Consider the following 11,970-nt stretch of genomic DNA (forward strand, 5'->3'; position numbering starts at 1 on the left):
AAAAAAGCGCTACGGGAAAGTCGTGGGACGAAGGGCAATCGGAGCAATGCGGGAGGAACGATGCGCACATCGCGTCCTCCCGAACCGGCGCTTACTGGTAGCGAACCGTGAAGTTCGCGACGCCGTCGGCCGTGCCGGGCTTCACGTCGGCCGCGACCGCTTCGTACATCGCCGCGAAGCGAGCGATGTTCGTGCCGTTCTGCAGCACGGTCGGCGCCTTCTGCTCGACGCCGTTGTCGAGGTATTCGCCCGACGCGCTTTGCAGGCGGATGCCGACGTTCTGCGCGGAGCCGATCGTCGCGAACAGCTTCGGCTGGCCGGCGCTCGACGTGCCCGTGAACGTGAAGAACGCGTTCTGCGCGACGCTCGTGTCGCAGTCGGTCAGCTTGATGTCGAAGTTGGTTGCGGTCGACTTGTCGCCGGCCTGCTTGAACACGTTGGTCGGCACCTTGCCGAGGTTCACGGTCTGGTTGTCCGAACCCGAATCGATGCCGCATGCACCGGCGACGATTTCGCCGGTGAAGTTGATCGTGCCGGTGCCGCTGTTTGCGCCCGCCGCGAAAGCGGACGTGGACAGAACGGCGAGTGCGGCGGCGGTCAGGAGGGTTTTTTTCATGGCGTTTCCGTATGAATTGCAAATGGAAAGAACGACGTGGCGGACGCATTCGGTAGCGTGTGGTCGGCTCCCGTCCGTCACGAGGCGGCATTATCGAGATAAGTTTGAAAGAACTCTGTAAAGCATTGTTAAATCAAACATGACAATGTTCGATTCAACGAATGCGAATTGCGTCATTTCGTCGCAATTCTCCGTTTTTCAAAATCGATATTCCGGATACGCAAAGCGAGCGAAAGCGTTTGATGATTAAAGACAATTCGCGACACGAAGCGGCGGCGCCCCGCTATTCCTTGTCTGCATTGGGTTTGTCGCGGCCCTGCCGCGAAAGGACAAGATCCTGTCGCGCGCCGCCATCGTTGTCCGGCCGCAACGAAACGCGGTGCGCACTTTCAACTGAGAGGAAATAACGCCATATTGACTCGATGGCGAATTAATCGCGCAAACGATTGCGCGATTCGATTTAACGTTTTGCGACGGCATGGCGACTTTATTATTCAACGCATGCAGGAATTAATCGTCACGTCAATTCGGCGCGAATATTGGCGATTTCCGCCATATCCGTCTCGTTGAAATAAGCCTCGAATGGCGGATCAAATGGAAGAAAAATAGCGACGCAGATGGCCGCTTGCACGCTGCACCGTTTGCAGCATGCAAGCGGATGCGCGCCTGCCGCGCGGCCGGCGGACGAAAAAAAACGCCGCTGTCGCACGAAGCGACAACGGCGCGCGATCGGCGACGCGACGGCGCGTCAGCGCGTCACGCGTCGTCGACGGCCGTGCCGGGCGTCCAGCCGCCGCCGAGCGCGCGATACAGCGCGATCGCGTTCGCGAGCCGCAGCTGCCTGAGCCGGATCAGCTCCTGTCCCGATTCGTACGTGCTGCGCTGCGCGTCGAGCAGTTCGAGAAATGTCGCGACGCCGCCCGCGTAACGACGTTCCGCGAGCTTCAGCCGTGCGTCGTCGGCCGCGTGCACGTCGCGCTGCGCGGCCAGCTGGCGCTCGATCCAGTCGCGTGCCGTGAAGGCGTCCGCGACCTCGCGGAACGCGATCTGCACGGTCTTCTCGTACTCGGCGACCGCAATGTGCCGCCGCGCGTTCGCGACGTCGAGATTCGCGCGATTGCGCCCGCCGGCAAAAATCGGCAGCGTGATGCGCGGCGCGAACGTCCAGACGCTCGTGCCGGCCGCGAACAGGCTCGAAAACGCGTCGCTGACCGAGCCGTAATCGGTCGTCAGCGCGATGCGCGGGAAAAACGCGGCGCGCGCGGCGCCGATCTGCGCGTGCGCGGCCTTGAGTCGCGATTCGGCCTGCCGGATGTCGGGACGTCGCTCGAGCAGATCGCTCGGCGCACCGGGCGCGACCGGCGCGATCGTCAGCGCGTCGAGCGCCGTATCGTCGTCGCGCACGTCGCGCGCGAAATCGCCGGCAAGCAGTTGCAGCGCGCGCACGGCCTGCGCGTGCTCGCGCTGCAGCGCCGCGTGCGATGCGCGCGCGGCCGCGACCAGCATCTCGGCCGAACGCAGTTCGATCGCATCGCTCGTGCCGGCCGCATAGCGGCGTTGCGTCAGCGCGGCGATCCGTTCGCGCGCATCGAGCGTGCGCTCGGCGAGCGCGCGCTGTTCGTTCAGCGCGCGTTCCGCGACGTAGGCGTTCGCGACTTCGGCGATCACGCCGATACGGACCGTGCGCTGCGCGTCGGCCGTCGCGAAGTACTCGGCCAGCGCTGCATCGGACAGATTGCGCACGCGCCCGAACAGATCGAGTTCGTATGCGCTGATGCCGACGCCCGCGCGATACAGCCCGCTCACCGCGCTCTCGCGCAGGACCGGATCGTATTGCCGCGTGCGTTCGTAACCGGTGCTCGCGTCGATCGACGGCATCCGTTCCGCACGCTGCACGCCGTACATCGCGCGCGCCTCGTCGAGCCGGCCGGCCGCGATCCGCAGATCGCGATTGTTGGCGAGCGCCGCGTCGATCCACGCGTGCAGCGCGGGCGCGGTGAAATAGCTGCGCCAGTCGTCGAGCAGCGCCGCATCGGCGCGCGGCGCGAAAGCCGACGGCGCGTCGTGCGTAGCGTCGACGCCGTTCGTATACGCGGACGGCACCGGCGCAGCCGGACGCTCGTAGCGCGGCGCGAGCGAACAGCCGGCCAGCACGAGCGCGGCCGCCAGCGCGAACGGCGCGCGCCGCGCGGTGCGGCGCGAATCGGAACGATGCTTCATCGCGAACCCTCCACGTTGACCGCCGGCGCGCTGCCGCGTCGACGCGTGCCGAAGCCGAACAGCCGGCCGACCACCACGAAGAACAGCGGCACGAGAAACACCGCGAGCACGGTTGCGGCGATCACGCCGCCGAGCACGCCGGTGCCGATCGCCGTCTGCGCGCCCGATGCGGCGCCCGACGCGAACGCGAGCGGCAGCACGCCGACGCCGAACGCGAGCGACGTCATCACGATCGGCCGCAGCCGCAGCCGTGCGGCCTCGAGCGCCGCCTGGGCGAGCGACATGCGCTGCGCGAGCAAATCCTTCGCGACTTCGACGATCAGGATCGCGTTCTTCGCGGACAGCCCGATCGTCGCGATCAGCCCGACCTTGAAATAGATGTCGTTCGGCATCGCGCGCAGCGTGACGCCGAGCACCGCGCCGATCACGCCGAGCGGCACGACGAGCATCACCGCGAGCGGGATCGACCAGCTCTCGTAGAGCGCGGCGAGCGCGAGGAACACGACGAGCACCGACAACGCGAACAGCAGCGGCGCCTGTGCGCCCGACAGCCGCTCCTCGAACGATTGCCCCGACCACGCATGGCCGATACCGGCGGGCAGCGTCGCGGCGATCCGCTCCATCGCGGCCATCGCTTCGCCGCTGCTGTGGCCGGGCGCGGCCGAGCCGTTGATCGTAAACGACGGATAGCCGTTGTAGCGCGTGAGCTGCGGCGGCCCGAGCGTCCAGTGCAGCGTCGCGAACGCGGCGAGCGGCACCATCTCGCCGCGCGCGTTGCGCACGCGCAGCTTCTTCACGTCGTCCGGATCGAGCCGGTGCTGCCCGTCGGCCTGCACGATCACGCGGCGCACCTGCGTGCCGTGCATGAAGTCGCCGATATAGTCGGAGCCGAACATCACCGCGAGCGTCGTGTTGATCTCGTCCATCGACACGCCGAGCGCCGACGCCTTCGCGCGATCGATATCGAGCTTCAGCTGCGGCGCGTCCTGCGTGCCTGCGAACATCAGATCGGTCAGCGCCGCGTCCTTGGCGCCGGCCGCGAGCAACTGCTCGCGCGCGGCGCTGAACGCGGCGTAGTCGAGCCCGCCGCGGTTCTGCATGCGGAAGTCGAAGCCGCCCGTCGAACCGAGATCGGGCAGCGCCGGCGAATTCATCGCGAACACGGTCGTGTTCGGCGTGCCGGCGAAACGCTCGTTGACGCGCGCGACGATCGCCTGCACGTGATCGCGCGCGGCCTGGCGCGCGTTCCAGTTCTTCAGCGTGACGAAGATCATCCCGCCGTTCGGCCCTTCGCCGTACAGGTTGAAGCCGCCGAGCGCGAACGTATACGCGGCCGGCTCCTCGCGGCGCAGATACGACTCGACTTCGCGCACGCTCTGCATCGTCTCCGCGAGCGGCGTGCCCTGCGGACGGATCACCATCACCATGAAGTTGCCCTGATCCTCGTCCGGCAGGAACGCGCTCGGCAGGCGCGTGAGCATCAGCGCGGCCACGGCCGTCAGCGCGCCGTACACGACGAGCCAGCGCAGCGGCTTGTTCAGCATCGCGCCGACGCGCGTCGCGTAGCGCTGCGTCGAACGCGCCACGAAGCGGTTGAACCAGCCGAAGAAGCCGCGCTTGTCGTGATGGCCGTCGTCGACGGGCTTGAGCAGCGTCGCGCAGAGTGCGGGCGTCAGCGACAGCGCGAGGAACGCGGAAAACGCGATCGACACCGCGAGCGACAGCGCGAACTGCCGATAGATGTTGCCGACCGCGCCGCCGAAGAACGCCATCGGCACGAACACCGACGTCAGGACGACCGTGATCCCGACGATCGCGCCGCTGATCTGCTTCATCGCCTTGACCGTCGCGTCGTACGGCGCAAGCCGCTCCTCGACCATCAGCCGCTCGACGTTCTCGACGACGACGATCGCATCGTCGACGAGGATGCCGATCGCGAGCACCATCCCGAACATCGTCAGCACGTTGATCGAGAACCCGCCCGCATACATCACGCCGAACGTGCCCGCGAGCGCGACCGGCACGACGAGCGTCGGAATCAGCGTCGCGCGCAGGTTCTGCATGAACAGGAACATGACGAGGAACACCAGCACGCCGGCCTCGATCAGCGTCGTGACGACCTTGTTCATCGACACGCGCACGAACGACGAGGTCTCGTACGGAATCTGGTACTTCACGCCCGGCGGGAAATAGGCGGACAGCTCGTCCATCGCCGCGCGGATCCGCTTCTCGGTGGCGACCGCGTTCGAACCGGGCGCGAGCTTGATGCCCATGCCGACCGCGACCTTGCCGTTCACGTACGACGGGTAGTTGTAGTCGCTGCCGCCGAACTCGATGCGCGCGACGTCGCGCAAATACAGCGCGGCGCCGTCGGCCTGCGAGCGCAGTGCGATCGCACCGAAATCGGCCGGCGTTTTCAGCGGCGCGTCGGCGAACACGGTCGCCGCGATCGGCGCGCTGTCGGGCACGGCGCTGCGGCCGATGTCGCCGACCGTCACGCGCGCGTTGTGCGCGCGCACCGCCGCCGCGATGTCGGACGCGGTCAGCCCGTGACCGGCCAGCTTCACCGGGTCCGGCCAGATGCGCATCGCGTACTCGGCGCCCCAGAACTGCACGCGGCCGACGCCGTCGACGCGGCGCAGCGCCTGCACGACGTTCGCCGACGCGTATTCGCCGAGCTGCACGCCGGTCATGCGGCCGTCGTCGGAGGTCAGCGACACGACGAGCTGGATGTTGTCGGCCGCCTTCTCGACCTGGATGCCGTCGCGCCGCACGGGCTCCGGCAGCCGTGCCTCGACGGTCTTCAGCCGGTTCTGCACTTCGACGGCCGCGAGATCGGCGTTGACGCCCTGCCGGAACGTCAGATACAGCGAGGCCATGCCCGCGCTGCTCGTCGCCGACGTATACAGCAGGCCCGGCGCGCCGTTCATCTCGCGCTCGATCAGCGCGGTCACCGATTCCTCGACGACCTGCGCGGACGCACCCGGATACGTCGCATAGATGCTGACGACGGGCGGCGCGATGTCCGGATATTGCGCGACGGGCAGCGCGCGGATCGCGAACGCGCCGCCCAGCATGATGAAGAGTGCGATCACCCACGCGAATACGGGGCGATCGATGAAGAAACGTGCCATGGTCAGCGCTACCGGTCAGGTTTGACGGCCGGGCGTGCCGGAGGCCGCCGAACCCGGCGCCGCCTGCGCGGGCCGCGCGTCGACGGGCTTCACGACGGTGCCGGGGGCGAACTGCGCGGCGTTGTCGACGATCACGCGCTCGCCGCCATTCAGCCCGCGCGTGATGCGCCAGTCGCGACCGCTCATGCGGTCCGCGACGACTTCGACGTCCTTCACGCTGCCCGCCGCATCGACGACGCGCACCGACGTGCGCTCGGCCGTACGCAGCAGCGCGTCGCGCGGCACGAGCAGCGCGCGGTGGTCGACCGCCGCATCGAGTGCGATCCGCACGTACGCGCCCGGCAGCAGCTCGCGCTCGGGATTCGGAAACAGCGCGCGCATCGCGACGGTATCGGTGGTCGGATCGACCGCGAGATCGCTGAACAGCAGCTTGCCCTTCAGCGGATACGGCGTGCCGTCGGCGCGCAGCAGCGTCACCGCGACGTCCTGCTGCGCGATGCCGGTCGCGCGCCCGCTTTTCACCGCGCGCCGCAGTGCCTCGACGTCGGCGGCCGGCTGCGAGAAATTCACGTAGATCGGATCGAGCTGCTCGACGGTCGTGAGCGGCGTCGCTTCGCCCTGTCCGACGAGCGCGCCTTCGGTCACGAGCGCGCGCCGCGCCCGCCCGGAAATCGGCGCGGTCACGTTCGCGTAGTCGAGCTGCAGCTGCGCACGCGCGAGTTCGGCCTTCGCCGACGCGACTTCGGCCTTCGCCTGCGTGTCGGCCGCAACGGCCTCGGTGTAGTCGCGCTCGCTGACGGCGTGATCGCGCACGAGATCCGCATAGCGCCGCCGCTTGTCGGCGGCCGCGGCCGCCGCGGCCTGCGCCTTGGCGAGCGCGCCCTGCGCCGCATCGCGTGCCGCCTTCAACGGCGCGGGATCGATGCGAAACAGCACGGCGCCCTGCTTCACTTCCTGGCCTTCATCGTACGTGCGTGCCGTGACGATGCCGGCGACGCGCGCGCGCACTTCCGCGCGTCGATAGGCATCGAGCCGGCCCGGCAGCTCGACGGTCATCGGCACCGCGACCGGACGCACCGTGACGACGGTCGCCTTCTGCACGGCCGGCGGCTCGGCGTCGGGTTTGCCCTTTCCGCAGCCGGCCGCGGCCACGGCGACGGCCAGCGCGAGCGGCGTCAGCCGGCGCGACAGCGAGCGTTTGTCATTCATCTGGGACCTCGGATCGTGCGCCGCCGATACAATGCGGCGGCTCAGGGTCGCCGATTATAATCAGTCACGACTGATTAAATACATCGATCCTCCATCCAATCGTCAGACTGTCTCAATAAAGCGACAGCGTAATGTAAGGAAACTCGATACATGGCTCGCAAGACCCGGGAAGAATCGCTCGCCATCAAGCACCGGATCCTCGACGCCGCCGAGCTCGTGCTGCTCGACAAGGGCGTCGCGCAAACCGCGATGGCGGACCTCGCCGAGGCCGCCGGCATGTCGCGCGGCGCCGTGTACGGCCACTACCGCAACAAGATGGAGGTGTGCCTCGCGATGTGCGACCGCGCGTTCGCGCGCACATCGGAGGGCTTCGAGGCCGGCGACGGGCTGCCGGCGTTCGCGACGCTGCGGCACGCCGCGTCGCACTATCTGCGCCAGTGCGGCGAGCCCGGTTCGATGCAGCGCGTGCTCGTGATCCTCTACACGAAGTGCGAGCAAAGCGACGAGAACGCGGCGCTGCTGCGCCGCCGGATGCTGCTCGAACTGCAGACGCTGCGGATCACGAAGGCGCTGCTGCGCCGTGCGATCGAGGCGGGCGAACTCGCGGCCGACCTCGACGTGCATCTGGCCGCCGTCTATCTCGTCTCGCTGCTCGAAGGCGTGTTCGCGTCGATGATCTGGACGAACCGGCTGCGCGGCAATCTGTGGAACGACGCGGAAGCGATGCTCGATGCGGGCTTCGACGCGGTGCGGACCTCCGCGGCGCTGCGGCGTCCCGCACACAAATTGCCGAAGCCCGCGAAACGATCGCAATAAATGCCGATTTAACCCGATTTACCGCACTGTGAAACGAGTGAGTCGACCCTCTTTAAAATTTTTAACATCTTCCGGAACATCGGTAGACTCGCGCTGTCAGCTTTCTTTAGCGTCTTCGTGATAACCGGGTTCGACCCGGCATGCACGCCGCCGTTCGAAGCGGGTTTGCCCGCGCGTTGGGTCGAACGGAAACGACACAGGCCCCTGGCGGGGCCTGTTTTGTTGCACGCCCGCCGCCCGCCCCGTCGCCGTTCGACGGATGAGCCGCCGGCGGTCCCGCCCACACCCCCGTGAACCGCTTTTCTGGATGTGGACCCTTGGTCAAGTTAGCCGCAACTCGTGATGCTTCCGCGCCGGGCCGCGCGCAGCGCTTCATGCGCGCGCTGGTGCCCGCCGCGGTGCTCGGCGCGCTCGCCGCGCTCGGGCTGGCCGCCGCGCTGCCGGCCGTCTCGCAACGGCCCGGCCCCGTCGACGCCGACACGGTCGTGCTGCCGCAGCGCGTGCTGTCCGACACGCCGTTTCCCACCGCACAACATTTCGTGACGAGCGAACTCGCCCGCACGATCGGCGAGCGCAACGCGCAGCCCGGCCTGTTCGCGCCGCTCAGCGCGCACCGCAACGACATGCTGGGCTACGCGAACCTGTTTACGCTCGCGCCGCCCGAGCCGCTGCACGGCATGCGCGCGGGCACGATCGAGCTCTCGCTCGCCGATACGCTGAACCGCATCGACGTGCCGCCCGAAGTCCGGATCCAGCTCGGCGATCTCGTCAGCGGCAAGGTCGCGATGCACGCGAGCGCGAAGCGCGGCGACTATTACCGCGTCGCGTTCGATACGCGCGGCGAAGCGCCGCGGCTCACCGCGCTCGAGCTGCGCGTCGCGGGCCGCACGTTCGGCGCGATCTGGTTCCGCGCGCCGGGCGCCGAGCACGGCGCGTACTACACGCTCGACGGCGCGCCGCTCGAAGCGGCCGCGTTCACGATGCCGGTGAAGTGGACGCGCATCAGCTCGTTCTTCGGCGAGCGCATTCATCCGCTGTCGCAGGCGATGGCGTTCCATACGGGCGTCGACCTCGCCGCGCCGTCCGGCACGCCGGTCGCGGCCGCCGCCGACGGCGTCGTGTTGTTCGTCGGCACCGATCCGGGCGGCTACGGTCATTACGTGATCGTCGATCATGCCGACGGCTATTCGACGTACTACGCGCACCTGTCCGCGTTCGCGCGCGGGCTCAAGGTCGGCGAAGTCGTCAAGCAGGGCCAGCGCATCGGCTCGGTCGGCATGACCGGCGCGGCGACGGGTCCGCACCTGCACTTCGAGGTGCGCGTCGCGAACGAACCGGTCGATCCGCTCGTCACGCTCGCGAGCGCGCAGACGGCGCTATCCGACATGCAACTGACCGCGTTCCGGCAGGAAGCCGCCGAATGGCGTTTCCGTCTCGCGTCGATCAGCACCGCGCCGTTCGCGTTCGTGCAGAACGACGGCCCGCTGTGGGGCGACTTCGCGATCGACAAATCGACGCTGCGCGCCGTGTTCGACACGCACTACGCGGCGTCCTGATCGGCGGCGATACGCGGCGCGCGCGGCGTGCACGCCGCGGCGTCGCATGCGCGGCCCCGCTCGCGCGGGCCGCGCGACAGCAACCAGCGCGCGGCGCCGTCGAGCGACGTGCAGATGATGAGGTAGATCGCGGCGACGAACAGGAAGATCGGCGCCGGATACACCATCAGCCGGTTGTTCACCTGCGTCGCGACGAACGACAGTTCCGGCACGCCGACGATATACGCGAGCGACGTGTCCTTCACGAGCGCGACCCACTGGTTCACGAACGACGGCGTCATGATCCGCACGGCCTGCGGCAGCAGCACGTGGCGCACGGTCTGCCAGCGCGTGAGCCCGAGCGACAGTCCCGCTTGCCACTGGCCGGCGCCCGCCGCGACGATTCCCGCATGCACGGCGTGCGCGAGATACGCACCGCCGACGAGCGCGAGCGCACACACGACGGTCGCGAGCCCCGGCACGTCGGTATGCAGCAGGATCGGCATCAGGAAATACGTCCAGAAGATCAGCATCAGCACCGGAATCGCGCGAAAGAAGCCGATCGCGGCGAGCAGCAGTACGCGCAGCGGGCCGCGCGCGAGCGTCATCGCGACGCCGAGCGCGACACCGAGCACCGCCGAGGCGAGCGCCGACGCGATCGCGAGCACGAGCGACAGCGCGGCGCCGCCGAGCGGGCCGTCCGGAAACGCGCCGACGAGCAGATACGGCAGATTCGACAACAGCAGCGTCCAATCCATCGTCACCGCCCGGTGCCGAGCCGGTCGCGCCACTGCGTGGTCGCGTACGCGCCGGCCTCGATCGCCGCGACCGTCGCGACGTAGAGCAAGGTCGCGATGCCGAACGCGGCGAACGTCTTGAACGTCTCCGTCTCGACCTGCCGCGACGCATACGACAGTTCCGCGACGCCGATCGCCATCGCGAGCGACGAATTCTTCACGAGATTCATGATCTGGCCGAACAGCGGCGGCAGCGCGATACGCACGGCCTGCGGCAGCACCACGTAGCGCAGCGACTGCAGCGGCGTGAGCCCGAGTGCGGCGGCCGCGTCGTGCTGTGCACGCCGCACGCCGCGCAGCCCGGCTTCACACTCTTCGGCGACGAACGCCGCGGTATAGGCGCTCAGCCCGACCCAGCCTGCGACGAATTCGAACGACGGCCATGCGAGCGCGAGCGGTCCCGCGCGCCATACGTGGGCGGCATTCAGCCATGCGGTCCAGGTGTCGGGCAGCAGCGACGCGACGCCGAAATACCAGAACAGCAACTGCACGAGCAGCGGCGTGTTGCGAAACGCGACGACATAGGCGGCGGCCGCCGCACGCAGCGGCGCGACGCGCGCGTGGCGCAGCACTGCAAGCAGCAGGCCGCCGATCGCCGCCGCGACGGCCGACGCGGCCGCGAGCCCGAGCGTCAGCAGGAAGCCCTGCCCGAGCCAGCCCAGATATTTGGGAGCGAGCCCGAACATGCGCTCAGGTCTTGTCGCCGATGCGGAAAATGCGCGCGAGCGGCGTTTTCGTCGTCGGCCCGAACCACGCGTCGTAAATCTGCGCGGCGCGGCCGCTCGCTTCGAGGCCCTTCAGCGTGTCGTTGACGAACGCGAGCAGCCGCGTCTCGCCCTTCGGCACGCCGACGCCCATGTAGTCGTTCGAGATCGTAAACGGCGGAATCTCGTAGTTCTGCTTGTCCGGCACGTTCGCGAGCAGCCCGATCAGCTTCGGGCCGTCCTGCGTGATCGCCTGCACGTTGCCTGCGCGCAGCGCGGCGAACGCGAACGGCGTGTCGTCGTACGCGACGATCGTCGCCTTCGGGAATTTCTCGCGCAGCGTGATTTCGTTCGTCGTGCCCTTGTCGGCGCCGATGCGCAGCCCGTTCAACTGGTCCGCCGACTTCAGCACGCCCTTCTTCGCGAGAAACTGTTGGCCCGACGAGAAATACGGGATGCTGAAATCGACCTGCTTCGCGCGCTCTTCGGTGATCGTGAAGTTCGCGAGCACGAGATCGACCTTGCCGGAGGTCAGGAACGGAATGCGGTTCGCGGGGTTCGTCGGCTGAAGCTGCAGCTTGACGCCGAGCTTGTCGGCGAGCGCCTTCGCATAGTCGACGTCGAGGCCGACGATGCGGTTCGTCTTCGCGTCGACATAGCCGAACGGCGGGTTGCTGTCGAACGTCGCGACGCGCAGCACGCCGGCTTTCTTGATGTCGTCGAGGCGATCGGCCTGCGCGGCGGTTCCTGCGGCGACGAGTGCGACCGCGACGAGCGCCTTGGCGAGCGTATGGATTTTCATGAGCACGACCTGTGTTGTTGTGAAGCCGCCGCGGATTGCGCGGCGGCCGGTTCGACGGATTTCGCGGCCTTGTCGTGCCGCGAAGCCGCTAAGGAAACGCTGATTTATTCGGCTCGGCGGTCATCGCAGACGTAGCC

General features: G+C 68.0%; 9 protein-coding genes. 2 read left to right on the forward strand and 7 right to left on the reverse strand.

The features are described from left to right. Positions 1-91: 91 nt before the first annotated feature. The 4 genes from ACSHSS_RS28470 to ACSHSS_RS28485 form a co-directional block, all read right to left on the reverse strand. Entirely contained in the window at positions 92-616 is a 525-nt protein-coding gene (locus ACSHSS_RS28470) for a fimbrial protein (RefSeq protein ID WP_006400116.1), read from the reverse strand. Between the two features lie 756 nt (positions 617-1,372). Then, on the reverse strand, positions 1,373-2,836 hold the full coding sequence (locus ACSHSS_RS28475; RefSeq protein ID WP_445545834.1) for an efflux transporter outer membrane subunit: 1,464 nt from the start codon (positions 2,834-2,836) through the stop codon (positions 1,373-1,375). Next, positions 2,833-5,970 carry a multidrug efflux RND transporter permease subunit gene (locus tag ACSHSS_RS28480; protein ID WP_445545835.1) on the reverse strand — a complete coding sequence of 1,046 codons (3,138 nt, stop codon included), beginning with the start codon at positions 5,968-5,970 and terminating at the stop codon, positions 2,833-2,835. The genes ACSHSS_RS28475 and ACSHSS_RS28480 overlap by 4 nt, the downstream gene beginning before the upstream one ends. Positions 5,971-5,985: 15 nt before the next feature. After that, positions 5,986-7,179 (reverse strand): MexX/AxyX family multidrug efflux RND transporter periplasmic adaptor subunit, encoded by a 1,194-nt coding sequence (locus ACSHSS_RS28485; protein ID WP_217082717.1) that lies wholly within the window; start codon positions 7,177-7,179, stop codon positions 5,986-5,988. Positions 7,180-7,329: 150 nt separating this feature from the next. Between ACSHSS_RS28485 and ACSHSS_RS28490 the strand changes: the two genes are divergently transcribed. Both ACSHSS_RS28490 and ACSHSS_RS28495 read left to right on the forward strand, forming a co-directional pair. Further along, positions 7,330-7,995: a TetR family transcriptional regulator gene (locus ACSHSS_RS28490; protein WP_039221910.1), complete on the forward strand. Its 666-nt coding sequence runs from the start codon at positions 7,330-7,332 to the stop codon at positions 7,993-7,995. A gap of 317 nt (positions 7,996-8,312) precedes the next feature. After that, positions 8,313-9,551 (forward strand): M23 family metallopeptidase, encoded by a 1,239-nt coding sequence (locus ACSHSS_RS28495; RefSeq protein ID WP_445545836.1) that lies wholly within the window; start codon positions 8,313-8,315, stop codon positions 9,549-9,551. On the opposite strand, the gene ACSHSS_RS28500 is transcribed toward ACSHSS_RS28495, so the two are convergent. From ACSHSS_RS28500 to ACSHSS_RS28510, 3 genes are read right to left on the reverse strand one after another with little or no spacing between them, the layout of a single operon-like run. Continuing rightward, positions 9,536-10,288: an amino acid ABC transporter permease gene (locus ACSHSS_RS28500; RefSeq protein ID WP_035950579.1), complete on the reverse strand. Its 753-nt coding sequence runs from the start codon at positions 10,286-10,288 to the stop codon at positions 9,536-9,538. The genes ACSHSS_RS28495 and ACSHSS_RS28500 overlap by 16 nt on opposite strands. 2 nt (positions 10,289-10,290) lie before the next feature. Further along, positions 10,291-11,013 (reverse strand): amino acid ABC transporter permease, encoded by a 723-nt coding sequence (locus ACSHSS_RS28505; RefSeq protein ID WP_059840046.1) that lies wholly within the window; start codon positions 11,011-11,013, stop codon positions 10,291-10,293. Between the two features lie 4 nt (positions 11,014-11,017). Further along, complete coding sequence (locus tag ACSHSS_RS28510; RefSeq protein ID WP_012213381.1) at positions 11,018-11,833, reverse strand: ABC transporter substrate-binding protein; 816 nt, start codon at positions 11,831-11,833, stop codon at positions 11,018-11,020. Positions 11,834-11,970: the final 137 nt, after the last annotated feature.

The sequence above is a fragment of the Burkholderia sp. BC1 genome, assembly GCF_052683555.1.

Bases quoted from the DNA above. Each gene is read 5' to 3' on its own strand.
- ACSHSS_RS28500 (WP_035950579.1), bottom strand. From the start codon at position 10,288: ATGGATTGGACGCTGCTGTTGTCGAATCTGCCGTATCTGCTCGTCGGC.
- ACSHSS_RS28490 (WP_039221910.1), top strand. From the start codon at position 7,330: ATGGCTCGCAAGACCCGGGAAGAATCGCTCGCCATCAAGCACCGGATC.
- ACSHSS_RS28485 (WP_217082717.1), bottom strand. From the start codon at position 7,179: ATGAATGACAAACGCTCGCTGTCGCGCCGGCTGACGCCGCTCGCGCTG.
- ACSHSS_RS28480 (WP_445545835.1), bottom strand. From the start codon at position 5,970: ATGGCACGTTTCTTCATCGATCGCCCCGTATTCGCGTGGGTGATCGCA.
- ACSHSS_RS28470 (WP_006400116.1), bottom strand. From the start codon at position 616: ATGAAAAAAACCCTCCTGACCGCCGCCGCACTCGCCGTTCTGTCCACG.
- ACSHSS_RS28510 (WP_012213381.1), bottom strand. From the start codon at position 11,833: ATGAAAATCCATACGCTCGCCAAGGCGCTCGTCGCGGTCGCACTCGTC.
- ACSHSS_RS28475 (WP_445545834.1), bottom strand. From the start codon at position 2,836: ATGAAGCATCGTTCCGATTCGCGCCGCACCGCGCGGCGCGCGCCGTTC.
- ACSHSS_RS28505 (WP_059840046.1), bottom strand. From the start codon at position 11,013: ATGTTCGGGCTCGCTCCCAAATATCTGGGCTGGCTCGGGCAGGGCTTC.